The following is a 23,707-nucleotide window of genomic DNA, read 5'->3' as shown; positions in this document are numbered from 1 at the left end:
GATGCCGAGTGCAGACTACTCGGCCGCGGCGGCCACCGGCTCCTCGGCAGCGGTCGGCTCGTCGCGCTCGATACCGGCCTCGGCCTCGGCCTCGGCCAGCTCGGCCTCGGCCTGCTCAGCGGTCTGCTGGGCGGTGATGTTCACGACCAGGGTGTCGGGCTCGATCGCCAGCGTCGTGCCGGCCGGCAGCTGCAGGTCCGACGCGTGGATCTGGGCGCCGACCTCCAGGCCCTCGATCGAGACGGTGACGCCGTCGGGGATGTGCGTCGCCTCGGCCTCGACCAGGATGCTCTGCGCCTCGAGCACGACCAGGGAGTCGCTGACGGCCTCGCCCTCGAGGTGCACCGCGATGTCGACCTGAACCTTCTCGCCACGGCGGACGATGACCAGGTCCACGTGCTCGATGAAGCCCTTCAGCGGGTCGCGCTGGACCTGCTTCGGCAGCGCGAGGTGGGACTCGCCGCCCTCGACCTCGATCATCAGCAGGGCGTTGGCGGTCTTGAGGGCCAGCATGGTGTCGTGACCGGGCAGCGTGATGTGCACCGGGTCACTGCCGTGGCCGTAGAGGACAGCGGGAACCTTGTTGTCCCGGCGGATTCGGCGGGCAGCCCCCTTGCCGAACTCCGTACGCGATTCGGCTTGGATCTTGACCTCGGCCACGAGATGAACTCCTAAAAGCGTTGCGGTGATCAGTTGTCTGGTTGGAACTCGGCTGCGGCCTCAGCGGGCGCCTGCTGACCCCGGAGAAGGCGTCAGGCAACGAACCACCGCGTCGATCACGGAGCCGCGCCCTGCACTTCTCGGGGGGCGTCCCTCGCCGAGGCAACCAAAACAGTCTACCCACCACTCCGGCCAGACGGGAAATCGTACTTCCAAGGCACTTTGCTCCCCCGCTGGAGCCGCTCCCGGTGAGCCGTTTCCGGGCCCGGTCAGGTGAGTTTGGTCCAGACCTCGCGGAGGGCTCGCGCTGCGTCGCCTTCGAGGCCGGCGTCGTCGAGGGTCCTGGCGATTTCGTCGAACTCCGGACCCCAGCGCCACGCGACGCTGCGGAGCTGCTCCGCGAGCGCCGGGTCCTTGAGGGAGCCGCCGTCGGCACGGGTCTGCTGGGCGACGAGCGCCTCGGTCACACCGTGCTTCTCGGCCAGCTGGAACGCCAGCACAGCCAGCGCCGCCTTGCCCTTGTTGTAGAGCGCGTACGACGACTTCGCCGCGCTGGCCGCACCGGGTTCCGTGCCGACCACCATCGGCGTGACCGCGGTCCCGGCCCACAGCGCGGCGACCTGGTCGGCCGCAGTACCGGACAGCATCAGGTGGGTCGGGCTGGGCCCACCGGTCGGCGGCGGCCCGACCACGCCGGCGTCGACGAAGGTTGCCTCCGGTACGGCGGACTCGGCTTCGCGGAGCGACATCGGCGAGAGCGGGTTCGCCTCGACGTACAGGCCGCTGAAGCCCGCGCTGCCGACCTGCTTGGCGATGTCCACGGCACCCTGCGGGGCGCACGAGCACAGCACGACCTCAGCCTGCTCGACGGCCTGCGCGAACGGCGTACCGATCAGACCGGCGTCCTCGGCGCGCTGCCGTGAAGCCTCGCTGCGCCCCTCGGGGACCCAGTACACCTCGTGACCGGCAGTGACCAGTTGCTTGGCGAGCTTCGAACCCATAGCGCCGGGGTGGAAGACGGCGATTCGCATGCCTAGGCGCGGCCCTCGAACAGGCTGGTCACCGAGCCGTCCTCGAAGACCTCGCGGATGGCCCGGCTGATCAGCGGAGCGATCGACAGCTCGGTGAGCTTGTCGAAGCGGCGGTCCTCCGCGATCGGCAGCGTGTTGGTCACGATGACCTCGCTGGCCTGGCAGTTCTTCAGCCGGTCCACCGCCGGACCGGACAGGATCGCATGGGTCGCGGCGATCACCACCCCGGCGGCGCCCTCGGCGTACAGGGCGTCGGCGGCCTTGGTGATCGTGCCGGCGGTGTCGATCATGTCGTCGACCAGGATGCAGACCCGGCCCTTGACCTCACCGACGACCCGGTTCGCGACCGTCTCGTTCGGGCGGTCGATGTCGCGGGTCTTGTGGATGAACGCCAGCGGCGCGCCGCCGAGCCGGGCGGACCACTGCTCGGCCACCTTGATCCGGCCGGCGTCCGGCGAGACCACGGCCAGCTGCTGGTCGCCGTACTTCTGCGCGACGTAGTCACTCAGGATCGGCAGCGCCATCAGGTGGTCCACCGGACCGTCGAAGAAGCCCTGGATCTGCGAGGTGTGCAGGTCGACGCAGATCAGCCGGTTCGCGCCCGCGGTCTTGAACAGGTCGGCCATCAGCCGGGCCGAGATCGGTTCGCGCCCGCGGTGTTTCTTGTCCTGGCGCGCGTACCCGTAGAACGGGAGCACGACCGTGATCCGCTTGGCCGAGGCCCGCTTCAGCGCGTCGACCATGATCAGCTGCTCCATGATCCACTCGTTGATCGGCGAGGTGTGGCTCTGGATCACGAAGGCGTCGCTGCCCCGGACCGACTCCTCGAACCGGACGTAGATCTCGCCGTTGGCGAAGTCGTACGCCTGCGTCGGAACCAGGCCGCTGCCGAGCTCCTCGGCGACCTGCGCGGCGAGCGCGGGATGCGCCCGGCCGGAGAAGACCATCAGGTTCTTCTCGGTGGTTCGTTTCATCCCGCTCATCGCCGCGCCTCCCGTTGTTCTGCTGTTCAGGACTGCTCGTCGCCGGCCTGTTCGGCCAGCGCCGCTTCGGCCGCCTGAGCGGTCTTGGTGCCGGCCCGCTTACGCGCGACCCAGCCCTTGATGTTGCGCTGCCGACCGCGTGCGACCGCGATCTCGCCCGGGCCGACGTCCTCGGTCAGCGCCGTACCGGCCGCCAGGTAGGCGCCGTCGGCGATCGTGCGCGGGGCGACGATGACCGAGTTGCTGCCGATGAACGAGTGCTTGCCGACGTGGGTCGGGTGCTTCGCGACGCCGTCGTAGTTCGCGAAGATCGTGCCGGCGCCGATGTTCGCGCCGTCGCCGATCGTCGCGTCCCCGGCGTACGTGAGGTGCGGCACCTTGGCGCCGTCGCCGATGGTCGAGTTCTTGGTCTCGACGAACGTGCCGATCTTGCCCTTGACGCCGAGCTTGGTGTTCGGCCGCAGGTACGCGAACGGGCCGACCGAGGCGCCGTCGCCGATCACCGCGAGGGTGCCGTGAGTGCGGATGATCGTGGCGTTCTGGCCGATCTCGACGTCGGTCAGCGTGGTGTCCGGGCCGATCGTCGTACCGCTGCCGACCGTGGTGGCGCCGTGCAGCTGGATGTTCGGCAGCAGGGTGACGTCGCGGGCCAACTCGACCGTGGAATCGACCCAGGTGGTGTTCGGGTCGACGATCGTGACGCCCTCGAGCATGTGCTTGGCGAGCGTACGGCGGTTCAGCTCCGCGCCGAGCGTGGCGAGCTGGACGCGGTTGTTCACGCCCTCGGTCTGCATCGCGTCGTCGGTGACGTGCGCGCCGACGCGCTTGCCGTCGTTCCGGGCGATCGAGATGACGTCGGTCAGGTACAGCTCGCCCTGCGCGTTGTCGGTGGTGAGACGACTGAGTCCGTCACGCAGCGTGATCGAATCGAAGACGTAGATGCCGGCGTTGATCACCCGGATCTCGCGCTGTTCCGGGGTGGCGTCCTTGTGCTCGACGATCGCGTCCACCGCGCCGTCGGCGCCCTGGACGATCCGCCCGTAGCCGGTCGGGTCGGGGACGAGCGCGGTCAGGACGGTGACCGCGTTCCCCTGCTTGTCGTGGTCGGCGATCAGGTCGTGCAGCGTCTCCGCCTCCAGCAGCGGGACGTCACCCGACGTGACGATCACCGAGCCGTCGAAGTCCTGCGGTACGGCGGTCAGCCCGGCGCGGACGGCGTCGCCCGTGCCGAGCTGCTGCTCCTGGACGGCGGTCCGGACGTCGGGGTCGACCTCCTTCAGGTGCGCCTCGACCAGTTCGCGGCCGCTGCCGACCACGACGACCAGGTGTTCGGGGGTGAGTGCCCGGGCGGCGACGACGGCGTGCCCGACGAGACTGCGCCCGCCGATCTCGTGCAGCACCTTCGGCGTCGCCGATTTCATCCGGGTTCCGAGCCCGGCGGCCATGATCACGACCGCCGCGGGGCGATGGGAAGTCACGCGGTCTTCTCCTCGAGTTCCCTGCGAGTTTCTTTCAACAAGTATCAGCATGGGCACCCGATGCAGTGCCCGCGCAAGCCTACTTGCTCAAGATCCGAACCCCACCCCGCCCTCCACGAGACCGATCTCACCCTCCGTCGTGCTCGCGACGCTCAGTGACCGATCACCGGGTATAGGCGGCCAGGGCCGAGAACGGGGACGCCGTGGAGGTGGCTGTCATGCCTACGGTCCAGGTTCGGTCCTTAGCGGTGGTGATGGCGGTGAGGGTGCCCGTTGGGGCATTGGGGGCGGGGGCCGTGACGAACTTCGAGCCGGTGAGTTGGAGGACGTAGGGCTTGGCGGTTGAGTTGTCGCCTTCGAAGCGTTCGCCGACGGCGACGGGACGGTTGTTCCGGAGTACGACGTCGTACAACTGCGCCATGCCGGCGGGGACCGGGACCTGGGCCCACTTGGTGCCGTTGTAGTGGAGGGCGAGCGGGGCGATCCCGGAGTGGTACTGGACGCCGACCAGCCAGATGTTCTTCGGGCCGGCGACCGCGATGCCGGTCGGGATCTGGGAGCCGTCGACCGGTACATCCTTCACCAGCGTCCAGCGCTTGCCGTCGAAGTGCGCGAGGCCGGCGTTCAGCCCGAGCCAGGCGTTGTTCGCGGACAGTACGGCGAGAACGTTGCCGTTGATCGAATTCTCGAGGCCGGTGTAGAGCGGCTGCCACTTCCCACCGGTGTACCGATAGACGACCGCCCGCTCCGCGCCACCGACGTTCGCCCACCCGGCGACCCAGACCGACTTGTCCGGAGCGATGACGACATCGTCGAACGACCCGGTCGGTACGGCGGGCGGCTTGACGACCTGCCACTTCGTGCCGTTCCAGTGCATGGCAAGCGGCTTGGTCTGGTTCGGGTCCGTCCGGTCCTCGCCGACCGCCCAGACGTTGGCCGCCGTACCGACCGCGACGCTCTCCAACGTCGCGTTGGTCTTCACCGGCTGCGCGGTCGCCTTCCACGTCTTCCCGTCCCACCGCATCGCCAACGGACGCTGATCGGCGAAGTCCTCCACCTGATCGCCACCGACAGCCCATGTCCCGCCGGCCCCACTCGCGACATCGTTGAACGTCGCCGGCTGCCGATGCGTCGCAGTAGTTGCCCACTGCAACGGTACTTCGGCTCCTGCAGCGGATCCGGCCGCCAGCGCGCTCGCGACGACCCCAGCCATCACGGCCAGCATGCTTTTCTTCAGTCTCACAACGGTTCCCTCCGAGTGTGCGTCTCCTACATCCCTCCCGACGCCTTCACCCGACCCCCGCGTTACACCCCAAAATCTGCAACCCTGAGAACCATGGCCCTCACCCTCGGAGCAATCATCCTCAACGTCCCGAAAACCGGCCCCGCCGCCGATTTCTGGAGTCAGGCTCTCGGTTTCACCGCCGAGAGCAACCCCGATTTCCTCATCCCTCCCCCATCCGCCCGCCCCACCCGCCTCCACCTCGACGAAACCGACCGCACCCACCTCGACCTCTGGGTAGACAACTCAACCCTGGAAGAGGAAGTGGACCGCCTCATCGCCCTCGGCGCCGAACGAGTCGAAGACTGGACCTACCCGCACGACGCCGACTTCGTGGTCCTCAGATCCCCCGACGGCACCGTCTTCTGCATCATCGGTTGAACAGAGCCGCAGCCAGCGGTACGGCGCTGTCCCGGCCGTACGGGTCCGCGTCATGCGCATTGGCGATCAGCAGCGAGTGGATGCGGCGGTAGACGAGCAGCTGCTCGGCGTCGTACCCGAGCTGCTCCACAAACGCCTGGTCGAACGCCGCCTCGACCTCGCGAACCCGCGGCGACCACAGCTCGACCAGACTCGCGGCCGCCGCCGCGTCGAACACCGGATCGCCGGCCATCGTCAGCATGCCCAGATCGATCAGCGCCACCGGCCAGAGATCCTCGTCGACAAGGATGTTCCCCGCGGTCACGTCGCCGTGCACGAGCCGGCGCTCCGGCTCCTTCATCCCGGACAGCTGATGCAACAGCCGCTCGACCTTGCCGTCGAAGTCGTCGATAACCGCCGCAAGCTGATCGCCGAACCGCACCACCCGCCGCCGTACCAACCCTGTGAGCGCCTCGATCCACGACGTTCCCTCGGGCCTGAACGGGTCGACCTCATCGAGCACCGTCATCCGCCGCAGCACCTCGGGCGCGTCGACCTCCGCAAGCGCGGCGAGTACGTCGACAACGCAGTCCCGCGCCCGCTCCCACCCGGCCTCTCCGAACGCGGGCGCCACCTTGTCGAGCGGTACGCCGGGGAGCTCCGCCTCGATCGTCACGTGGTACGGACCAGGCCGGCGAATCTCGATCATCCGCGGCGTACGAAACGGCAACTGCCCGTCGATCGCGGCGTACAACTCCCCCAACCGCCGCAACTCGCCGTCGCCGGCGTGAAACCAGATCTTGGCGATCCTCTCGCCCGGCAGGCGGTAGACAGCCCCCTGCATCCCGATCGCGATCTGCTCGAGTCGTGTCGATTTCAGGTCGGGTCGGTCGTCATCCTGGTGATACTGCCGGTCCTGAAAGGCGAACCACATGGCTGACTTGACGCGGTTTCTGATCCTCATGGCCGAGCCCGATCACTTCGCTCGCTGGGACGCGGCGGCCGAGGCGGAGCACGAGCGAGTCTTTGCGGACTTCCGCGCGTTCACGGCCGCCGTACGTGAGCGCGGGCGCTTCCGCGGGGGCGAGGCGCTGGTGCACCCGAAGGATGCCCGGACGCTGCGCCCGGCTGGCGATGGGCGTGCGGTGGTTGAGGGGCCGTACGCCGACACGGTCGAGCAACTCGGCGGCTTCTATCTGGTCGAGCTGCCCGACCTGGCAACGGCGCTCGAGGTGGCCGCGCTGCTGCCCCGCGAGTACGACATCGAGGTGCGGGAATGCCTCGATGTCGGCGTACCTGACGAGTAAAGGCCTCTAGCTGTCGGTGCGACCTGACATCCTCGCGGCATGCGTGATTCGTTCGTAGACGTGGGCGACGTGACGCTGTTCGTGCGTGAGCTTGGGGAGCGGGGCGATAGGCCATCGTTGGTGGTGATGCACGGCGGGCCGGACGTCGGCCACGGGTATCTTCTGCCTGGGTTCGAGCCGCTCGCTCGCGATCACCACGTTGTGCTGTTCGACTTCCGCGGTTGCGGCCGGAGCACGCGCGGCCTGCCCGACGACGAGCTGCAACCGGAGTACGTCGTACGCGACACCCATCGCCTCGTCGACCAACTCGAGCTCGGGCAGGTCGATCTGCTCGGGTTCTCGACGGGCGGGCGCGCCGCGATGGGCTTCGTGGACAAACATCCGGAGCAGGTACGCCGCTTGATGCTCGCCTCCACGTCGGCGTACACATCTGCAGACAGCGCCCGCTATCTGGCCGACTGGCCCGAATACCAGCGCCGCCAGCGCATCGAGGACGAGGCAAACGGCGTCCTCCGCAACTCGACCGTCTTCGTCTGGGACCTGTCCCTCGCACCCGCATACCTCGCCTTGCTCAACTCGATAGGCACCGACCAAGGCGACTGGTCCCTCGAACGCGCGATGCAAGGCCTAATGCACCCGTGGTGCCCCGGCGACCCCGAACAGGTCCTCCGCACCCTCAACAAACCCACGCTCATCCTCCACGGCGAATACGACATGGGCTTCCCCGTCCAACTCGCCCGACGCCTCCACACCGCCCTCCCCACCAGCCAACTAGCAGTCATCCCCAACACAGCCCACATGGCCCACTTCGAAAACCCGACCCTGTGGTCAGATCACATCCGCCGCTTCCTGGCCTGAAACCCCGGTGCCGACAGACCTTTGGATCGCTACGATTCGTTCGACGAGTGTCAGAGCACGGAGGAGGTGGTTCTATGCGCTACTCATGCGCGGTGCCGCCTCGAATCGAACTCTGGCGGCTCTGACTCTCTCGGGGCTCACCGCATCCGATGTCATGCGAGGGAGTCCCCCATGCAATCTGAAGCTCTGAGCGCCATACGCGCGCTGTTCGACAACTACCCCGCCCGCTATTGGATCGCCGGCGGTTGGGCGCTCGACCTGTTCGCCGATCGGGTACGGCGACCGCACTCGGACGTCGACGTACTCGTCCTGGCCCGCGACCTCCACCACGTCGCCGACACGTTCACCACCCCGCGACCAACGCTCGAAGACCCCAACACCGGCGACCAACGGCCGTGGGAGCCCGGCGAGACGCTGACCCCGGGCCCCGACGTACTCGCCTTCCCGGACGAGCTCTTCCCGGCCCCGGTCCGCATCATGCTCGCGGCCTCCGACGGCGACGACTGGGTGTACCACCGCGGCCGCGGCACCACCCGCAAACCGCTCGACGAGATCACCCTCACCAACGGCCTGCCGTACCTGGCCCCGGAGATCGTGCTCCTCTACAAATCCCGCAGCGACCGCCCGAAGGACGCCGAGGACTTCCGCGATGTCGCAGACCTCCTAGACCCAGCCCGCCGCGCCTGGCTCCACGCCCACGTCGCCCCGCGGTACCCCGACCACCCCTGGCTCCCAGCCCTCAGCTAGCCAGCCAGCCGAGCCCACCAGCCTCTAAAGTCATCCCGTGGCGAGGCTAGCCGTGAAGCTCATCCTGCTCGACGCCGACGACCGCGTACTCCTCATCCACGCCAAGGACCCCAAATCCCAGTCCAAGTGCTGGTACCCGGTCGGCGGCGGCGTCGAGCCCGACGAGTCCCTCCAATCAGCCGCCGCACGCGAGGCCCACGAGGAAACGGGCCTGGTCGATCTCCCGGTCGGTACGCCGGTCTGGCGCCGCGACCACCGCTACGAGTTCAACGGCCAAGCCTTCGACGTACACGAGGAATGGTTGCTGCACCGGGTCGAGCACTTCTCGCCGGCACCTGCTGCATTGAGCGAGTACGAGACCCGCACCATCCTCGGCTTCCGCTGGTGGACCTCCCAGGAACTACTCACCACAATCGAAACCATCTTCCCGCCCCAACTCGGCCAACTGCTCGCGGAGGTGCGGGATGAAAGCTGAGCTGTTGAAGGCGTTACAGGGCAGTCGGGCCGTGATGCTCAGGAAGCTCGCCGGGTTGTCGGAGTACGACCGGCGCCGTCCGTTGACTCCGACCGGGACGAATCTGCTCGGGCTGGTGAAGCATCTGGCCGGGATGGAGTACGGGTACCTCGGCGAGGCGTTCGGGCGTCCACCGATCGAGCGCCCGTCGTGGTTCCGCGACGACCCGTCCACCGAGATCGACATGTGGGCCACGCCGGATGAATCGAGCGAGTACGTCGTCAACGTGTACCGGCAGGCCTGTGCTCATGCAGACCGCACCGTCAACGAGCGCGACCTGGACAGCCCGGCCCACGTCGCGCACTGGGCCGAGGGCCACCAAGAGACGACATTGGGCGTCCTACTGATCCGCATGGTCAACGAGACCGCCCAGCACGCCGGCCACGCCGACATCATCCGCGAGCTGATCGACGACGACCCGTCCTGGCGCGACCGCCGACGCACGATCCAACAAGCTGCCGACGTCTACCGCTGAAGCCCCTCGATCAGATCAGCCAGCTCCGCCACCGGCTTCCGCCCGTCCAGCTCCAGCGTCGCGCCCTGGCGGAGCAGGGGCTCGACGGTTTCGACGTACGTCGCGATCTCGGCCTGCTGCTCCGCGGTCCTGCCGTACGGATTGTTGGTCCGCGTACTGACCCGCTCGATCAGCACCTCGACCGGCGCACTGATCAACACCACCTGCTCGAACCGGTCGTAGAACCGCCCCTGATTCTCAACCGTCCCCGAAACAACAACATCCGGCTGCTCCCGCAACAACCGATCCATCCGCCCCTCATCCCACCGACCATCCGCCAACACCCACCCGTCGTAGTCGGTGTCGACCGTCAGATGCCCCCGCCGCCGCAACTCCTCGAGCACGGTCGTCTTCCCGACCCCCGACATCCCCGTCACCAACACCCGCGCCATACCACCGGACCGTAGCAACAATCAGGTACGTCGGACTCCGCGACGACCGCCCAGTTATCCGAGCCGCTGTAGCGCTGCCTCGACGGCGACCTCGACCCGGGCAGTCATGCCAGGCACATCGACGGGACGGCGCCCGGCGACCTGACCACGGATCCACTTCGACCCGCTCTCGTCATAGTGCAGCAGGGCATACAGGTCCCACCACGGATCAAGACTCACCCCGGCGATCGACTCATAGAGCGACCGAAGCTGCTCCGCCCACTCGGGCGAGTACAGCGCTGACAAGTACCGCCGACAGTGCCCGACGTCAATCGCGCGCGACCCGCGATGGATGGAGTTCCAGTCGGTCAGCCCGGTAATCCTCCCGCGCGACCACAACATGTTCACAGGCAGAAGATCGCAATGCAGAAAGACGGCAGCGTCCTCAGGTGGCGGCGCCGCCATGAGACCGAACGCCGTCTTCCACACAGCCGGCTTCTGTGCATCGACCGGCACCCGAAACCCGCCTACAGGAGCGATCCAAGAATCCGACCAAGGCCTGAACGTCTTCGCGGGCAGATCGAGGGAATGGAGCAAGACAGCAATCTCCGCGATCCTCGTCAGCCACGATCGAGGTTCCGCCGGATTGAGGTGAACATGCCCCTGCAACCGCGTCATCAGCAACGCCGGCGCGCCGCCTGTCGAAGCACCGGCAACATCAGCAGCCAGAACGCTCGGAACCGGAAGCCCGCTTCCCGCCACCACACCAAGGTTGGCGATCTCCTGCTCCAAGGGCTCCTGCAGACCAAGCCCACCCGGATACTGCCGCAGTACGACGAACGTCCGCACCCCACGCCGCTCGACAGTCAACCGATTCACGGCGGAGCAGACACCACCGGTCAACCGGCGATAACCAACAACCCGACTCCCCCGCCCCATCGACGCCGCCACCCAGTCAAGCGTCTCCACAGAAGGCCGCCGCTCCCTGAACCCACCCTCCCGCCAGTCGCCGTCACCCATAACCACGACCCTATTCGTCAGAGCCCCACCGGCGATAAGGGTTTTCGAACCCGCCAAAGTAGGCGTCACCTTGACGCTCGGCGGCATCGCCGGCCGACTGACGAAACGGCGTCCGCCCGGCGAGCATCAGAGCGTTTGTTGACGTTCCTTGCCTGTGTCGAAGAAGTGGTCGAGGTAGGCCTCGGGGGTGCGTCTACTCGTTCGCATCAGCGAGAACACCTCTGCGCCGTCGCCTGGCGTGTCGTACAACCGGTAGGCCTGTGCGAACCCGAGGTAGGCGTCCGGGGAGTCGGTGATGGTGGTGGCATACTCACGCGCCTCGTCTTCTGCGCGCTCTATCGCGCGATCGAAAGAGTCAGCCCGCCACAACGTGATCCGTTCCTCGAACACCCCACGCTGCGCCTCGAAGACACACCGCACCGCGTACCAACCGGAATCCCCCAGGTCACTCACAGCATCCAGCCTGCCAGCCCACAACGCTGCAAGCGACCGCATTTGATGGCGGCCCCAGTCGGCTGAGCATCAGCTCTGTGCTGTGTGTGCGGTCTCGTCGAGGATTGTGTGGGTGGTTTTGTGTGAAGTGTCCAGGTCGAGTACGCCGAGGATGAAGCAGATCACGGTCTCGGCGAAGAGGCTTGCGTCTGTTGAGCCGGCTTCCTTCATCTCCTCGGGCTGGACGCGGGATCGGAACAAGAACCCGTCCAGCATCGCCTGCAGCGCCAGGCCGACCCGCTCGATCGTCCAGCCGGGCCTGAGGTTGAGCTGGAGCGCGCCGAGCAACGCGGCGTACCCCTCGAACCACGGTTCGCGAGTGCCGACGATGTCCTTGATGATCGCGGCCCTCAGGTCGGGATATTGGTCGAGCAGAGGTCCGATGTGGTGCAGCAGGTACGAGCGCGGTCGCGCCTGCAACGCCTTCAGGAGCCCGTCGCAGAGTTCGATCACGGCGTCGGTCAAGCTCGCGGCGGTGACACTGGCCGGCAGCTTCCCGACGTACAGCGCCGGGTTGGACTCGGGCGCATCGCGGTACAGCATCGTGTGGATGATCGCCGCCTTCACGAAGGTGTTGCGATCGGGCCACCGATTCCGGAAGGCCTTCTCACTCGCCCCGTCCCCGTGGCGCTCCTGCGCGAGCTCGACGACGTCGCTGACCCGCATCCACTCGAGCGCAGCCGGAAAATGGATCCCACGCAGTCGATGCGGACGCTCCCGGACACCACCGTCGAACATCCCGTCGATCAGCTCGGCGGCCGCATCCAGAAAGTATCCGGCGCTGGCGTCATCCCGCGCTGCCGGTGGCCGTGGCGTCATCTCGAGTCCTCCCCCGCCTGTACATCGGGCAGAACCATCGTCACGTTACGTGGCCATCTGTAGGGAGGCACTTGCCTCCCTCTACGTCCCACCGCATGGACGCCACGCACCCCCTCGCTTAGCGTGATCAAACTGCCGCGCGTCCGACGGCATACGCCGAGAGGGGGATCGAACGCGCGGCAGTTCACCATCCAGTACGGCGGCCCGTAACGCGCGTCACCCCGTCCCCGATACTCGGTTCATGACGGGGATGAGCAAGTCATGGCGGGTTGGCGGCGCCCTCTACGTACTGGCCGTATTCGCGTTCGCCACCTACGTCTACATCGCCGACTTCGATCTCATCAGATTCCTCTGGCTCGGCACCGCACCACTCGGCCTGACAGTGCCCTACATCAGCTACCTCGCCTCAATCCCGCTGATGCTCCTGGGCCCCAACAACCTGAGCGACAGCAACGCCCTGGTCCCCTGGCTCATCACCCTCTGGACCCTCGCCGCAGCCGGCAATGTCCTACTCGCCCACCTGCTCTGGAACGAACTCCGCTCCCAATGCCGCCGGTGTACTGCGACCCGGGCCGCGGCGTCCTTCGGATAGCCGCAGACCCGGGCCAGCCTGCCGCGTCCATCCTGATCCGCACCAAATCCTCAGACCTGGCCCGATGTTCATCGACCGACCGGTTTCCCGTCGATGAAGACCAGCTCGGCCAGGGCCACGATGTAGGTGGAGCCCCACGTACCGATGACGGGAAGATCTCGTGCCTCGTCGGCTGTGGCGACGCGGACCATCTGACCATCACGATAAATGCCGACCGTTCCGCCCACGCGGTGGGATACACGCGGCAGAGCACCATCTCGCTCGCGCACCGGCGAGCGTTGACCGAGGATTGCCCCTCCGTTGTCCCCGATCATCTTGATGTGCCCGTAGCCCCAGTTGACGAGCTGACTGTCATCGACCGCAGCCTGCGGCGAACGTTCGACTGTTGATCGCCTGGTGTGGCGCTTCCTCAGCGGTGGGCACCGCGACAACAACACCGCAGGCTGAACGGCCGTCTCGCAGCGGTATCCCCCAGATGTGCCCTGGCAAGAGGTGAGCGTTCGACTTGGGCACGAACGGATAGGCAGCAGGGCGCAAGACCACGAGGCGATTATCGGTGCTCGGAAGCGGCGTTGCGTCTGCGCCAGATAGGCAGCCCTTTGCGTCTTGTGGCTCTGGCAGCGGTCGTCAGTCGCCGAGGCCGGCATCGCCACCGGGCGGTCACGCGCGGCTCGATACTCCCGCTACGAGAGCCAGGGTGGGTCGTATCGGCTCACGTAGGCGCGTGCTCTTTCAGTCGGATCGGCCCAGTACTGGTGCGGCTGCCGATGCACGTGCGCTTCACAGAACTCCCGAAGGTCGCTGGTGATCGTCTCCACCTCACGGACCGGAAGACCCTCGAAGTCGCTGTTGACCTGCTGCAGTTCGGACTCAGGGTTCCAACCCGACGCATCGAACGCCCACGCGCCCCACCTCGCGTACACATGCAGCGGATGCTCGAAGTCACCCATGTACATCGCCGCCAAGCCGATCCCCTTGCCGGGATAGAAATCCCGACAAGTCCAGGCCAACACATGACAAGCCCCACTCGAGAAGAACGCCTGATCCGTCCGCTCCCACGAGACCCGCTGATCCGCCCGCTCAAGAGCAGTCCGCCGAAACACCCCAGACGCGATCGCTGCCATGTGGAGATGCTAGCGATGCGGTCCGGCGACAGCGCGAAGGCACGGAAGGGGTTTATGAACATCACGTACGGCCGCACATCGTCGTGGACCCTCGATTGACGAGGTCGAACGGGCAGGTTTCGCGGGGCACACCCCACCACATCCGCCACAACCCATCACCAGCGGAAACCCAGTACGCCGTAGTCACGCGCGATAAGCGCCAGCATGGCGCGCCAAGCGCCGGGTGGGTGGGAGCGGCGCGCAGCACGGCGACGGAGGAGCCGCGCGTAGCACCGCGTGGGGCACACCCCACAAGATCCACGTCCGCGGCACGCGCAGTACGTGAAGAGAGCTCCCCCGCCAGGTTTCGATCCTGGTCTTCGAGATTCAAAGTCTCGCGGGCTGCCGATTACCCCACGGGGGATCGTGGTTGCCGGGACAGTTTGCCATGAGTGGGGTGGATGACACGCTGAGGGGTTCCTTACCTACGGTGCCGTAGGTTACGGTTGCGTAGGTAAGGACCCCCGACCCGAGGGATGAAGCAGCTATGACCCCACCCGTTGCCACGCCGGACGCGCCCACCCGTACCGCGCCCGTCGTCGAGGACGTGAACACCGGGACGCTCGGCGGCGAGCAGAAGAAGGCCTGGGAGCAGGTGGCGCTGGCGTTGTTCATCGGCATCCCGTTCCTGGCGGTGCTGGCGGCGGTGCCGATCGCGTGGGGCGGTTTCCTCGGCTGGCACGACGTCGTACTGGCGGTCGTGTTCTACACGGTCGCGGGGCACGGGATCTCGATCGGTTTCCACCGGCTGTTCACGCACAAGTCGTTCAAGCCGAACCGGCCGATGAAGTACGCGCTGGCCATCGCCGGCTCGCTGGCGATCGAGGGCCCGGTGATCCGCTGGGTGGCCGATCACCGCAAGCACCACAAGTTCTCCGACCGCGAGGGTGACCCGCACAGCCCCTGGCGGTACGGCGAGACGCTCGGCGCGCTGACCAAGGGGTTCATCTACGCGCACGTGGGCTGGCTGTTCGACACCGAGCAGACCCCGCAGCGCCAGTACGCGCCGGACCTGCTGAAGGACAAGGACATCGTCCGGGTCTCCCGGCTGTTCCCGCTCCTCGTCGCGACCAGCGTCCTGCTGCCGGCGATCATCGGCGGCCTGTGGTCCTGGTCGTGGACCGGCGCGCTGACCGCGTTCTTCTGGGCCAGCCTGGTCCGGATCGCGCTGCTGCACCACGTCACCTGGTCGATCAACTCGATCTGCCACACGATCGGCGACCGGCCGTTCAAGAGCCGGGACAAGTCCGGCAACGTGTGGTGGCTGGCGATCCTGAGCCAGGGCGAGTCGTGGCACAACCTGCACCACTCCGACCCGACCTGCGCGCGGCACGGCGTACTCAAGGGTCAGCTCGACACGTCGGCCCGCTGCATCTGGTTCTTCGAGAAGCGCGGCTGGGTCACCGACGTCCGCTGGCCGGTCAAAGAGCGGCTGGAGGCCCGGCGTGTGGACTCTTCGACCCGTACTCTCAAGGCTGCCTGAAAACCTCCCACCGGCAACACCCGAAGTGCGGCATGATGCTGACGTGATCACGACGTGACGGAACCCAAACCGCGGCGGTCCGGCCGGATCCGGATGACCAGTGCCGAACGTCGCGAACAACTCATCACGATTGCCCGCGGCCTGTTCGCCCAGAAGGGGTACGAGGCTACCTCGGTCGAGGAGATCGCGCATCGCGCCGAGGTCTCCAAGCCGGTCGTCTACGAACACTTCGGTGGCAAGGAAGGCCTGTACGCCGTCGTCGTCGACCGCGAGGTCCGCGCGTTGCTCGACGGCGTCACCGGCGCGCTGACGGCCGGCCGGGCGCACGAGCTCGTCGAGCAGGCCGCGCTCGCCCTGCTCGACTACATCGAGAAGAACGCCGACGGCTTCCGGATCCTGGTCCGGGACTCGCCGGTCGGATCGTCGACCGGCTCCTTCATCTCGATCCTCAGCGATGTCGCGACCCGGGTCGAGCACATCCTCGCGGAGGAGTTCAAGCGCCGCGGCCTCGACCCGAAGAACGCGCCGATGTACGCCCAGATGCTGGTCGGCATGGTCGCGCTCACCGGCCAATGGTGGCTGGACGCCCGCAAACCGAAGAAGCCGGACGTCGCCGCGCACCTGGTCAACCTCGCCTGGAACGGCCTGTCCGGCCTCGAGCCCAAGCCCACGCTCTCGACCCGCCCGCACAAGTAACAAGACCGCGGTCGTACGCCGACATCCGCCCGCAGGCTGACCCCGACGCACGACCGGCCCCGTACCCTGGCGAACATGACGGGGATACTGACCGCCCGGCCGCTGCCTGCCCGGAGCAAGGCCTTCGACCTGCTGCTGGCCGGTGCACTGTGCGTGACCGCCGGATTCCTGTCGCTCGCCCAGGCGCACCTCGGCGGCATCCTCGCGTTCGGCATGCTGGTCCCGCTGATCTGGCGCCGTACCCATCCTGAACTGGTCTTCTTCGCCGTCTGCTCGGTCGCCGCCCTGCAATGGCTGATCGGCGTCGACCTGCAGCCCGGCAACATCGGCCTGCTCGTCGCGCTCTATGCCATCTCCGTGTACGGCGACACCCGCCTGAGCCGGATCGCCCTCGGTATCGGCGGGCTCGGCGTGCTGATGGCCGTCTCGCGCTACTGGTCGAACGCGGACTGGAAACAGCAGGTCACGATGATGGTCGCGCTCGGCGCGCTCGTCTTCGGCGTCTGGGCGTTCGGCGAGCGCCGCCGCACCCGCGGTCTGTACGTCGCCCAGCTCGAGGAGCGCGCCGCCCAGCTCGAACGGGACCGCGACCGGGAGAACAAGCTGGCCGTGAGCAACGAACGGACCCGGATCGCCCGCGAGATCCACGACGTGGTCGCGCACGGCCTCTCGATCATGATCGTCCAGGCCGACGGCGGGCTGTACGCCGCGGACCAGTCGCCTGCGGCCGCGAAGAAGGCACTCGCCACCATCGGCGACACCGGCCGCGCCAGCCTGACCGAGATGCGCAAGATGCTCGGCCTGCTCAAACAGGACGAGCCGAACGAGCTCGACCCGAACCAGCCGCGTCCACAGCCGGGCGTCTCCAGCCTGCCGGAGCTGATCGACAACGTCCGCGAGGCCGGCCTCAACGTCACGTACGACGTGACCGGCCAGTCTCGCGATCTGCCCGCGCTGCTCGGGCTCACGGCGTACCGGATCGTGCAGGAAGGTCTGACCAACACCCTGAAACACGCCGGACCAGGAGCCCGCACCTGCGTGAAGTTGGACTTCGGGCGCGAGATGCTGACCGTGGTGGTCACCGACGACGGCCGCGGCGCCGGCGTCGCGCCGAGCTCGGATCCGGGTCATGGTCTGGTCGGGATGCGGCAACGCGCCTCGGTCTCGGGCGGTACGGTGAGCGCCGGACCGAAGGCGGGCGGCGGTTACGAGGTGATCGCCAAGCTGCCGTACAACCTGCCGACTGGAGAGTGATGGACGACGTCATCCGCGTGTTCCTCGTGGACGATCAGGAGCTGGTCAGAGCGGGATTCACGATGCTGGTCGACTCCCAGGCCGACATGCGGGTGGTCGGACAGGCCGGCGACGGCGGCGAGGCGGTCGAGAAGATCCAGGTGACCGCCTGCGACGTCGTACTGATGGACGTCCGGATGCCGCGGCTGGACGGCGTCGAAGCCACCCGCCGGCTGCAGTCGTTGCCGGAGGCACCGAAGGTGATCGTGCTGACCACCTTCGACCTGGACGAGTACGCGTTCGCCGCGATCAAGGCGGGCGCGGCCGGCTTCCTGCTCAAGAACACCCCACCGGCCGACCTGCTGTCCGCGATCCGGCAGGTGCACTCCGGCGACGCCGTGGTCTCCCCCAGTACGACGAAACGCCTGCTCGAGCACTTCGCCGGCGCGCTGCCCGACACCGAGACCGAGCGGCCTGACCTGGCCGAGCTCACCGCCCGCGAACGGGAGGTGCTGGTCGAGGTGGCGCGGGGCCTGTCGAACACCGAGATCGCCAAGCTCTTCACGTTGTCCGAGGCAACGGTGAAGACGCATATCGGCCGGATCCTGGCCAAGACCGGCCTCCGCGACCGGGTCGCCCTGGTCGTCCTGGGGTACGAAACGGGCCTGGTCAGGCCGACCAAGTAATACCCAGGTAGGACCCGTAGTCCCCACTGCGGTCCGACGTAACCGGGCGCGGCGATCACTAACTTCTTGGTGAAACCTCAAGACCAAGGAGTGACATGAGCTTGCAGACCGGAGAGCTTGCGGCCGGGCGGTTGCCGCAGGACGGGGAACCGCGGACCGCGATCCGGGCGCACGAGCTGCGCAAGGTGTACGGACAGGGCGACACCGCGGTCGCCGCGCTCGACGGCGTCTCGGTCGACTTCGGCGTCGGCCAGTTCACCGCGATCATGGGACCGTCGGGGTCCGGCAAGTCGACGCTGATGCACTGCCTGGCCGGTCTGGACACGCCGACCGGCGGTCAGGTCCTGCTCGGCGAGACCGAGCTGACCCGGCTGCCCGACTCCGAGCTGACCAAGATCCGGCGGGACCGGGTCGGGTTCGTCTTCCAGTCGTTCAACCTGCTGCCGATGCTGACCGCGAAGGACAACATCCTGCTGCCGCTCGAGCTCGGCAACCGCAAGCCCGACCAGCAGTGGCTCGACACGCTGATCGACGTACTCGGCCTCGCTGACCGGCTCACGCACCGGCCGTCGGAGCTGTCCGGCGGTCAGCAGCAGCGGGTCGCGGTCGCGCGGGCCCTGGTCGGGCGGCCGGAGGTCGTGTTCGCCGACGAGCCGACCGGGAACCTGGACTCGCGGTCCGGCGCCGAGGTGCTCGGCTTCCTGCGCCGCTCGGTGCGCGAGTTCGGCCAGACCGTGGTGATGGTCACCCACGACCCGCTGGCCGCGTCGTACGCCGACCGTGTCGTGATGCTTGCCGACGGCAAGCTTGCGGGCGAGCTGCGGCAGCCGACCCCGGAGAGCGTCCTCGACGCCCTGCGCCAGCTGGGAGCCTGACGTGCGCCGTTCCATCCTCTCCTCGCTGCGCGCCCACGTGGGCCGCCTGGTCGCCGCCTGTCTGGCGATCGTGCTCGGGGTCGGTTTCGGGTCGCTGGCGATGATCGTGCACTCGTCCGCGTCGCACGGTGTCGACGAGACGATCGGCGCGCAGTACAAGGGTGTCGACGCCGTCGTCTACCCGGACCAGTCGACGATCTCACCCGCCGACATCGCCAACGTGCAGAAGCTGCCCCAGGCCGCATCGGTCGTCACGCTGACCACGGCGTACCTGCAGGTGTCGTACCCGGACCAGGTCCGGCCGACCACGCTCCCGATCGACGCTCTCTACGACACCACCCGCATCGCCGGTCCCGGCACCTCGTCCGGACGGTTGCCCACCACAACGAACGAGATCGCGCTGCCGGCCCGCGCGGCGGCCAAGCACAAGGTCACGGTCGGCCAGACCCTGCGGATCAGCTCGTACGACGACAAGTCGTGGACCGTCACCGTCGTCGGACTGCTCGACGACTCGAAGGTCGTCGGTACGGGGTCCGCGGTCGCGACTCCGGCCGCAGTGAAAATCTTCGAACCGGGTGCCTTCGTCCAAGGCATCGGGATCGCCGCCAAGCCCGGCGTCACGCAGCAGCAGGTGGCCGACGCCGCGGGAGCCGTTGTTTCCAAGGGCTTGACGACCTTCACCGGTACGGCGTTCATCGCCCACGAGGTGAAGAGCTACACCAACGGCATCGACGTACTCGGCGGTGTGTTCGGGATGTTCGCCGTCATCGCGCTGTTCGTCGCGTGTCTGGTGATCGGCAACACGTTCACGATCGTGATCGCGCAACGCACCCGCGAGATGGCGCTGCTGCGGTGCGTCGGCGCCTCCCGGCGGCAGGTGTTCTCCTCGGTCATCGCCGAGGCGAGCGTGGTCGGCGTGATCGCTTCTACGATCGGTGTCGTCTTCGGCGTCGCGCTGTCCGCGGTCGGGCTGGCGCTCTCCCGCGAGTTCGACTGGGGCATCCCGCCGGTGCCGCTGCACCTGGATCTGTCGTCGGTGTTCCTGCCGCTGCTGCTCGGCACCGTGGCGACGCTGCTCGCCGCTGTCGTACCTGCCCGGCGCGCGACCAAGGTGGCGCCGCTCGCCGCACTGCGTCCCGAGGCTGCTCCCGCCGCCGCGTCCAAGGCCGGCGTACTGCGTTTGATCCTGGGCTTCCTGCTCCTCGTCGGTGGCGGCCTGCTGCTGGCGGCCGGCGCGGCGTCGCACCAGGTCCTGGTCGGTGTCGCGGGCGGGGCGATCTCGTTCCTCGGCATCCTCGCGGTCGGCTCGCTGCTCGTGCCGGCGCTGATCCGGGTGATCGGCGCACTGCCCGCGAAGGGTGGCGGCGTACCCGCTCGGATCGCCGTCGCGAACGCTGTCCGGAACCCGAAGCGTACGGCGGCCACCACGTCCGCGCTGCTCATCGGCGTGACGCTGATCAGCCTCACCTGCGTCGGGATCGCCTCGGTACGCAAGACGTTCGACGTGTCGATGGACGGGCAGTACCCGGTCGACCTGATGGTGACGACGTACAAGGAGAAGATGCCGGCCAACGCCGAGCAGCAGCTCCGCGACATCAAGGGCATCACGCAGGTGGTCCCGATCATCCAGGTGACGGTGAAGTCCGGCGGCCAGGAGGTCCAGGTCACGGGCATCGACCCGACCAAGGCCGGGCCGGTCATCCACAACCCGGAGGCGGCCGGCCAACTCAAGCCGGGTACGGCGTTGATGGACCGGTCAACGATGATCATGCTGAAGCTCGAGAGCGGATCGCCGCTGACGATCGTGTCCGGGCAACACAAGCTGACCGTCACCGCGCAGCAGGCGACCGGGCTCGATCCGATCACGGTGAGCTCGTCCGATCTAGCAAAGCTGGCGCCGACCGCGCCGGTGACCGGGTTCTGGCTGGCATCGGATCCGAAGGCCGACGGCTCAGACGTGATCGACGCCGTGGAGCAGTCGATCCCGACCGTGAAGGACCTGTCCGTCACCGGCGGGCTGGCCGAGCGGACCAGCTACACGAAGATCTTCGACGTACTGCTGATCGTTGGCGTCGGCCTGCTCGGGGTCTCGGTGCTGATCGCGCTGGTCGGCGTGGGCAACACACTCAGCCTGTCGGTCCTCGAACGGACCCGCGAGAACGCACTGCTCCGCGCGATGGGCCTGTCCCGCCGCCAGCTGCGCCGGATGCTCGCGGTCGAATCGTTGCTGATGGCACTGGTCGCGGCCGGTCTCGGGATCGTGCTCGGCCTGGTCTACGGCTGGACGGGGACGAGCGCGCTGATGGGCGGCCAGACGGTCGACGGCGGCGTCGAGTACGCCGTACCCGGGAAGCTGCTGATCATCATCGCCGCAGTCGCCGCGATCGCCGGTCTGCTCGCCTCGGTCCTGCCCGCTCGCCGGGCGGCCAAGGTCGCACCGGCCGGTGCGCTCGCGACCGAATGAGCCAGCGGCTCGCCCGGCTTGAGGGGGCCGGGCGAGCCGCTCGTCACACGATCTCTATCCGATTCCCGTGTCCGTCGGCGGTGTGAAACCGCCGGCGGCCGGGGATCGTTTCGTTGTCCCACGTGACCGGGTATCCCAGACCAGCCAATCGCAAGGCCAGTCCGTCCAGGTCGTCGACGGCCAACGCCGGATGTGCCTTCTTCGCCGGAGTGAACCCCGCCTCCACGCCGACATGGATCTCCGCGTCACCGGCCTTGAACCAGCAACCGCCGCGCGACTTGAGCAGCTCCGGCTTCTCGACCTCGGTCATCCCGAGCGCCTCGGCGTAGAACGCCCGCGCCACGTCCTCGCCGCCGGCCGGGCACGACACCTGCACATGATCGAGCCGCATGCTCATCCCTCCTTGCGTGCCACTGCGAAGATCCGGCGGAACGGCAACAACGTCCCGTACGACTTCTGCGGATACGCCTCCGCCAGCCGAGCGCCGTACTCCGCCTCGAACTGCTTGCGCAGGTCATCCGGCAACGACTGCAGCACCGGCCGCGCTCCGGTCCCCTTCACCCATTCCAGTACGGCGTTGTCGCCCGCGAGCACGTGGAAGTACGTCGTCTCCCACGCATCCACCACACAACCCTCCGCGCTGAGCACATCGACGTACTCCGCCGGACCGGGCACGTCCGGCCGCAGCGACGCGTCCTTCGCGTACTCGGCGTACGGCTCGGTCTCGGCGAGCTCCCGCAGGATCGCGTGCGACGGCGCGTTCCCGTTGCCCGGAATCTGGATCGCCAGCCACCCACCCGGACGCAACGCCCGCACGAACCCGGGCAGCAGGTCGACCTGCTCGGGGATCCACTGCAGCGTCGCGTTCGTGACGATCACGTCGAGCGATCCCGGCTCGGCGGCCCACTCGCGAACATCGCCCAACTCGAAGCTCAGGTGATCGTCCGCGTACTCCGCCGCCGCCTCGAGCATCTGCGGCGAGCTGTCGATCCCACGGATCACAGCCTCCGGCCAGACCTGGCGCAGCGTCGCGGTCAGCGCGCCCGGACCGCAGCCGAGATCCACGACGGTCCGTACGTCGGTTGCCTGCACCCGCTCGACCAGATCCCGGAACGGGCGGGCCCGCTCGTCGGCGTACGTGCCGTACTGCACTGGACTCCACACCGGTGACGCACGCATCGGTCTGCACCTCTCTCCACGATTTATCTTGACATCGAGATACTCTAGACCTGCCACTTGTCTTGATGTCAAGAGTCTTGATGGGTAGTCTCGAACCATGGAGGACGAGGTCGATCGGCTGATCGAGGCCTGGCGCCGTGAGCGCCCCGACCTCGACGTGGCGCCGATGGAGGTGCTGTCCCGGGTCAGCCGGCTCGCGCGGCACCTGGATCGCGCCCGCAGTCAAGCGTTCGACACCCACGGCCTGGAGTCGTGGGAGTTCGACGTACTCGCGGCGCTCCGGCGCGCGGGTGCGCCGTACCAGCTCTCCCCCGGCAAGCTGCTGAAGGAAACTCTGGTCACCTCCGGCACGATGACGAACCGGGTCGATCGGCTCGCCGCGCGCGGCCTGGTCGAGCGGCTGCCGGATCCGTCGGACCGCCGCGGGGTGCTCGTCCAGCTGACCACAGCCGGCCGCGACGCGGTCGATGCCGCGATGGCCGACCTGCTCACCCACGAGCGCGCGCTGCTGGGTTCGCTCAGCGAGCGCGACCAGCAGAAGATCGCCCGCGTACTGCGCGAGCTGGTCCGCCCGTTCGATCTGGAAAAGCACTAACAATATCCGGACAAACGCGCAGTGGAATTCTGCCGGAATAATCCGAAAAGACGACCCGTCACTTCCGCCCGGTTCCGATCGTTGCTAGTTGCAACGAGATCGAGAGGCTGTTGTAGCCGTCGACTATCGACACTGGGCGAGACCCCGCACTAGGGTCATCACCGTCGGTGGTTGACCGACCACAAACTGTCAGATCACGGTGACTTCGGCGGCAAGAGGTGGTCCGCCGAAAGTGGCCGCGCGGTGTCCGGGGCTCGGGGCCCGAACAACGCCGGCCGGCACGGGGCCCGCTCACCCAGAGTTCG

Annotated in this window: 28 protein-coding genes and 1 tRNA gene; 14 read left to right on the top strand and 15 right to left on the bottom strand. The window is 67.6% G+C overall.

Annotated elements, in window-relative coordinates; translation table 11 throughout:
• Positions 1-15: 15 nt before the first annotated feature.
• From ACFWUU_RS22785 to ACFWUU_RS22765, 5 genes are all read right to left on the bottom strand, one after another.
• Positions 16-660 carry a 50S ribosomal protein L25/general stress protein Ctc gene (locus ACFWUU_RS22785; RefSeq protein WP_137259066.1) on the bottom strand — a complete coding sequence of 215 codons (645 nt, stop codon included), beginning with the start codon at positions 658-660 and terminating at the stop codon, positions 16-18.
• Between the two features lie 269 nt (positions 661-929).
• Entirely contained in the window at positions 930-1,691 is a 762-nt protein-coding gene (locus tag ACFWUU_RS22780; RefSeq protein WP_380177932.1) for an NAD(P)-binding domain-containing protein, read from the bottom strand.
• 2 nt (positions 1,692-1,693) lie between these two features.
• Positions 1,694-2,674, bottom strand: a complete 981-nt coding sequence (locus ACFWUU_RS22775; RefSeq protein ID WP_137259064.1) for a ribose-phosphate diphosphokinase — start codon at positions 2,672-2,674, stop codon at positions 1,694-1,696.
• A gap of 26 nt (positions 2,675-2,700) precedes the next feature.
• Positions 2,701-4,152, bottom strand: coding sequence for a bifunctional UDP-N-acetylglucosamine diphosphorylase/glucosamine-1-phosphate N-acetyltransferase GlmU (gene glmU / locus ACFWUU_RS22770; RefSeq protein ID WP_380177930.1), 1,452 nt, complete (start codon positions 4,150-4,152; stop codon positions 2,701-2,703).
• 163 nt (positions 4,153-4,315) lie between these two features.
• On the bottom strand, positions 4,316-5,395 hold the full coding sequence (locus ACFWUU_RS22765; protein ID WP_380177928.1) for a hypothetical protein: 1,080 nt from the start codon (positions 5,393-5,395) through the stop codon (positions 4,316-4,318).
• A 93-nt stretch (positions 5,396-5,488) separates the two neighbouring features.
• Between ACFWUU_RS22765 and ACFWUU_RS22760 the strand changes: the two genes are divergently transcribed.
• Complete coding sequence (locus ACFWUU_RS22760) at positions 5,489-5,815, top strand: VOC family protein (protein ID WP_380177926.1); 327 nt, start codon at positions 5,489-5,491, stop codon at positions 5,813-5,815.
• On the opposite strand, the gene ACFWUU_RS22755 is transcribed toward ACFWUU_RS22760, so the two are convergent.
• Entirely contained in the window at positions 5,805-6,728 is a 924-nt protein-coding gene (locus ACFWUU_RS22755; protein ID WP_380177924.1) for a phosphotransferase family protein, read from the bottom strand. The two genes, ACFWUU_RS22760 and ACFWUU_RS22755, sit on opposite strands and share 11 nt — an antisense overlap.
• Between ACFWUU_RS22755 and ACFWUU_RS22750 the strand changes: the two genes are divergently transcribed.
• The 5 genes from ACFWUU_RS22750 to ACFWUU_RS22730 all read left to right on the top strand — a co-directional run bounded on the left by ACFWUU_RS22750 (position 6,727) and on the right by ACFWUU_RS22730 (position 9,695).
• Complete coding sequence (locus ACFWUU_RS22750; protein ID WP_380177922.1) at positions 6,727-7,101, top strand: YciI family protein; 375 nt, start codon at positions 6,727-6,729, stop codon at positions 7,099-7,101. The two genes, ACFWUU_RS22755 and ACFWUU_RS22750, sit on opposite strands and share 2 nt — an antisense overlap.
• A 39-nt stretch (positions 7,102-7,140) precedes the next feature.
• Entirely contained in the window at positions 7,141-7,959 is an 819-nt protein-coding gene (locus ACFWUU_RS22745) for an alpha/beta fold hydrolase (RefSeq protein WP_380177920.1), read from the top strand.
• A 171-nt stretch (positions 7,960-8,130) separates the two neighbouring features.
• Positions 8,131-8,706 (top strand): nucleotidyltransferase domain-containing protein, encoded by a 576-nt coding sequence (locus ACFWUU_RS22740; protein WP_380177918.1) that lies wholly within the window; start codon positions 8,131-8,133, stop codon positions 8,704-8,706.
• A 37-nt stretch (positions 8,707-8,743) separates the two neighbouring features.
• Positions 8,744-9,181 carry an NUDIX hydrolase gene (locus ACFWUU_RS22735; RefSeq protein WP_380177916.1) on the top strand — a complete coding sequence of 146 codons (438 nt, stop codon included), beginning with the start codon at positions 8,744-8,746 and terminating at the stop codon, positions 9,179-9,181.
• On the top strand, positions 9,171-9,695 hold the full coding sequence (locus tag ACFWUU_RS22730; protein ID WP_380177914.1) for a DinB family protein: 525 nt from the start codon (positions 9,171-9,173) through the stop codon (positions 9,693-9,695). Before ACFWUU_RS22735 ends, ACFWUU_RS22730 begins: the two co-directional genes overlap by 11 nt.
• Here ACFWUU_RS22730 and ACFWUU_RS22725 read toward each other — a convergent pair.
• The 4 genes from ACFWUU_RS22725 to ACFWUU_RS22710 form a co-directional block, all read right to left on the bottom strand.
• A complete protein-coding gene (locus ACFWUU_RS22725) occupies positions 9,686-10,126 on the bottom strand; it encodes an AAA family ATPase (RefSeq protein WP_380177912.1) in 441 nt (146 codons plus the stop codon). The two genes, ACFWUU_RS22730 and ACFWUU_RS22725, sit on opposite strands and share 10 nt — an antisense overlap.
• A 54-nt stretch (positions 10,127-10,180) precedes the next feature.
• Positions 10,181-11,044: a phosphotransferase family protein gene (locus ACFWUU_RS22720; RefSeq protein ID WP_380179047.1), complete on the bottom strand. Its 864-nt coding sequence runs from the start codon at positions 11,042-11,044 to the stop codon at positions 10,181-10,183.
• 207 nt (positions 11,045-11,251) lie between these two features.
• The gene (locus ACFWUU_RS22715) at positions 11,252-11,578 is read right to left on the bottom strand and encodes a DUF4288 domain-containing protein (protein WP_380177910.1); all 327 of its coding nucleotides are present in this window, start codon (positions 11,576-11,578) and stop codon (positions 11,252-11,254) included.
• Positions 11,579-11,647: 69 nt separating this feature from the next.
• Positions 11,648-12,436, bottom strand: a complete 789-nt coding sequence (locus tag ACFWUU_RS22710; protein ID WP_380177908.1) for a hypothetical protein — start codon at positions 12,434-12,436, stop codon at positions 11,648-11,650.
• Between the two features lie 241 nt (positions 12,437-12,677).
• Here ACFWUU_RS22710 and ACFWUU_RS22705 point away from each other — a divergent pair, with 241 nt between their 5' ends.
• The gene (locus tag ACFWUU_RS22705) at positions 12,678-13,028 is read left to right on the top strand and encodes a hypothetical protein (protein WP_380177906.1); all 351 of its coding nucleotides are present in this window, start codon (positions 12,678-12,680) and stop codon (positions 13,026-13,028) included.
• Between the two features lie 68 nt (positions 13,029-13,096).
• Here the strand turns inward: ACFWUU_RS22705 and ACFWUU_RS22700 are convergent, their stop codons facing one another.
• From ACFWUU_RS22700 to ACFWUU_RS22690, 3 genes are all read right to left on the bottom strand, one after another.
• A complete protein-coding gene (locus ACFWUU_RS22700; protein WP_380177904.1) occupies positions 13,097-13,219 on the bottom strand; it encodes a hypothetical protein in 123 nt (40 codons plus the stop codon).
• A gap of 492 nt (positions 13,220-13,711) precedes the next feature.
• A complete protein-coding gene (locus tag ACFWUU_RS22695) occupies positions 13,712-14,152 on the bottom strand; it encodes a hypothetical protein (RefSeq protein ID WP_380177901.1) in 441 nt (146 codons plus the stop codon).
• A gap of 331 nt (positions 14,153-14,483) precedes the next feature.
• Positions 14,484-14,555, bottom strand: a tRNA-Gln gene (locus ACFWUU_RS22690).
• Between the two features lie 123 nt (positions 14,556-14,678).
• Between ACFWUU_RS22690 and ACFWUU_RS22685 the strand changes: the two genes are divergently transcribed.
• The 6 genes from ACFWUU_RS22685 to ACFWUU_RS22660 all read left to right on the top strand — a co-directional run bounded on the left by ACFWUU_RS22685 (position 14,679) and on the right by ACFWUU_RS22660 (position 21,628).
• Positions 14,679-15,674 (top strand): acyl-CoA desaturase, encoded by a 996-nt coding sequence (locus tag ACFWUU_RS22685; protein ID WP_380177898.1) that lies wholly within the window; start codon positions 14,679-14,681, stop codon positions 15,672-15,674.
• A 54-nt stretch (positions 15,675-15,728) separates the two neighbouring features.
• Positions 15,729-16,370: a TetR/AcrR family transcriptional regulator gene (locus tag ACFWUU_RS22680; RefSeq protein ID WP_137259047.1), complete on the top strand. Its 642-nt coding sequence runs from the start codon at positions 15,729-15,731 to the stop codon at positions 16,368-16,370.
• Between the two features lie 75 nt (positions 16,371-16,445).
• Positions 16,446-17,624, top strand: coding sequence for a sensor histidine kinase (locus tag ACFWUU_RS22675; RefSeq protein WP_380177896.1), 1,179 nt, complete (start codon positions 16,446-16,448; stop codon positions 17,622-17,624).
• Positions 17,624-18,289: a response regulator transcription factor gene (locus ACFWUU_RS22670; RefSeq protein WP_130440580.1), complete on the top strand. Its 666-nt coding sequence runs from the start codon at positions 17,624-17,626 to the stop codon at positions 18,287-18,289. Before ACFWUU_RS22675 ends, ACFWUU_RS22670 begins: the two co-directional genes overlap by 1 nt.
• A 95-nt stretch (positions 18,290-18,384) precedes the next feature.
• Complete coding sequence (locus tag ACFWUU_RS22665; RefSeq protein WP_137259044.1) at positions 18,385-19,164, top strand: ABC transporter ATP-binding protein; 780 nt, start codon at positions 18,385-18,387, stop codon at positions 19,162-19,164.
• 1 nt (position 19,165) lies between these two features.
• Entirely contained in the window at positions 19,166-21,628 is a 2,463-nt protein-coding gene (locus ACFWUU_RS22660; protein ID WP_380177894.1) for an ABC transporter permease, read from the top strand.
• A gap of 43 nt (positions 21,629-21,671) precedes the next feature.
• Here ACFWUU_RS22660 and ACFWUU_RS22655 read toward each other — a convergent pair whose 3' ends face one another.
• A complete protein-coding gene (locus ACFWUU_RS22655; protein WP_202878026.1) occupies positions 21,672-22,019 on the bottom strand; it encodes a VOC family protein in 348 nt (115 codons plus the stop codon).
• Positions 22,020-22,021: 2 nt separating this feature from the next.
• Positions 22,022-22,807, bottom strand: coding sequence for a methyltransferase domain-containing protein (locus ACFWUU_RS22650; RefSeq protein WP_380177892.1), 786 nt, complete (start codon positions 22,805-22,807; stop codon positions 22,022-22,024).
• Between the two features lie 97 nt (positions 22,808-22,904).
• Here ACFWUU_RS22650 and ACFWUU_RS22645 point away from each other — a divergent pair, with 97 nt between their 5' ends.
• Positions 22,905-23,402 carry a MarR family winged helix-turn-helix transcriptional regulator gene (locus ACFWUU_RS22645; RefSeq protein WP_130440594.1) on the top strand — a complete coding sequence of 166 codons (498 nt, stop codon included), beginning with the start codon at positions 22,905-22,907 and terminating at the stop codon, positions 23,400-23,402.
• Positions 23,403-23,707: the final 305 nt, after the last annotated feature.

The organism is Kribbella sp. NPDC058693, from assembly GCF_042715335.1.
GTDB classification, from domain to species: domain Bacteria; phylum Actinomycetota; class Actinomycetes; order Propionibacteriales; family Kribbellaceae; genus Kribbella; species Kribbella jiaozuonensis.
This window is presented reverse-complemented; position numbering and strand designations above follow the sequence as displayed.

What these genes read in the sequence shown, in the direction of transcription:
- ACFWUU_RS22780 (WP_380177932.1), bottom strand. Translation starts at nt 1,691, where the DNA reads ATGCGAATCGCCGTCTTCCACCCCGGCGCTATGGGTTCGAAGCTCGCC.
- ACFWUU_RS22775 (WP_137259064.1), bottom strand. Translation starts at nt 2,674, where the DNA reads ATGAGCGGGATGAAACGAACCACCGAGAAGAACCTGATGGTCTTCTCC.
- ACFWUU_RS22760 (WP_380177926.1), top strand. Translation starts at nt 5,489, where the DNA reads ATGGCCCTCACCCTCGGAGCAATCATCCTCAACGTCCCGAAAACCGGC.
- ACFWUU_RS22750 (WP_380177922.1), top strand. Translation starts at nt 6,727, where the DNA reads ATGGCTGACTTGACGCGGTTTCTGATCCTCATGGCCGAGCCCGATCAC.
- ACFWUU_RS22755 (WP_380177924.1), bottom strand. Translation starts at nt 6,728, where the DNA reads ATGTGGTTCGCCTTTCAGGACCGGCAGTATCACCAGGATGACGACCGA.
- ACFWUU_RS22745 (WP_380177920.1), top strand. Translation starts at nt 7,141, where the DNA reads ATGCGTGATTCGTTCGTAGACGTGGGCGACGTGACGCTGTTCGTGCGT.
- ACFWUU_RS22740 (WP_380177918.1), top strand. Translation starts at nt 8,131, where the DNA reads ATGCAATCTGAAGCTCTGAGCGCCATACGCGCGCTGTTCGACAACTAC.
- ACFWUU_RS22730 (WP_380177914.1), top strand. Translation starts at nt 9,171, where the DNA reads ATGAAAGCTGAGCTGTTGAAGGCGTTACAGGGCAGTCGGGCCGTGATG.
- ACFWUU_RS22725 (WP_380177912.1), bottom strand. Translation starts at nt 10,126, where the DNA reads ATGGCGCGGGTGTTGGTGACGGGGATGTCGGGGGTCGGGAAGACGACC.
- ACFWUU_RS22720 (WP_380179047.1), bottom strand. Translation starts at nt 11,044, where the DNA reads ATGGGGCGGGGGAGTCGGGTTGTTGGTTATCGCCGGTTGACCGGTGGT.
- ACFWUU_RS22710 (WP_380177908.1), bottom strand. Translation starts at nt 12,436, where the DNA reads ATGACGCCACGGCCACCGGCAGCGCGGGATGACGCCAGCGCCGGATAC.
- ACFWUU_RS22705 (WP_380177906.1), top strand. Translation starts at nt 12,678, where the DNA reads ATGACGGGGATGAGCAAGTCATGGCGGGTTGGCGGCGCCCTCTACGTA.
- ACFWUU_RS22700 (WP_380177904.1), bottom strand. Translation starts at nt 13,219, where the DNA reads ATGGTCCGCGTCGCCACAGCCGACGAGGCACGAGATCTTCCCGTCATC.
- ACFWUU_RS22695 (WP_380177901.1), bottom strand. Translation starts at nt 14,152, where the DNA reads ATGGCAGCGATCGCGTCTGGGGTGTTTCGGCGGACTGCTCTTGAGCGG.
- ACFWUU_RS22685 (WP_380177898.1), top strand. Translation starts at nt 14,679, where the DNA reads ATGACCCCACCCGTTGCCACGCCGGACGCGCCCACCCGTACCGCGCCC.
- ACFWUU_RS22675 (WP_380177896.1), top strand. Translation starts at nt 16,446, where the DNA reads ATGACGGGGATACTGACCGCCCGGCCGCTGCCTGCCCGGAGCAAGGCC.
- ACFWUU_RS22670 (WP_130440580.1), top strand. Translation starts at nt 17,624, where the DNA reads ATGGACGACGTCATCCGCGTGTTCCTCGTGGACGATCAGGAGCTGGTC.
- ACFWUU_RS22665 (WP_137259044.1), top strand. Translation starts at nt 18,385, where the DNA reads ATGAGCTTGCAGACCGGAGAGCTTGCGGCCGGGCGGTTGCCGCAGGAC.
- ACFWUU_RS22655 (WP_202878026.1), bottom strand. Translation starts at nt 22,019, where the DNA reads ATGCGGCTCGATCATGTGCAGGTGTCGTGCCCGGCCGGCGGCGAGGAC.
- ACFWUU_RS22650 (WP_380177892.1), bottom strand. Translation starts at nt 22,807, where the DNA reads ATGCGTGCGTCACCGGTGTGGAGTCCAGTGCAGTACGGCACGTACGCC.
- ACFWUU_RS22645 (WP_130440594.1), top strand. Translation starts at nt 22,905, where the DNA reads ATGGAGGACGAGGTCGATCGGCTGATCGAGGCCTGGCGCCGTGAGCGC.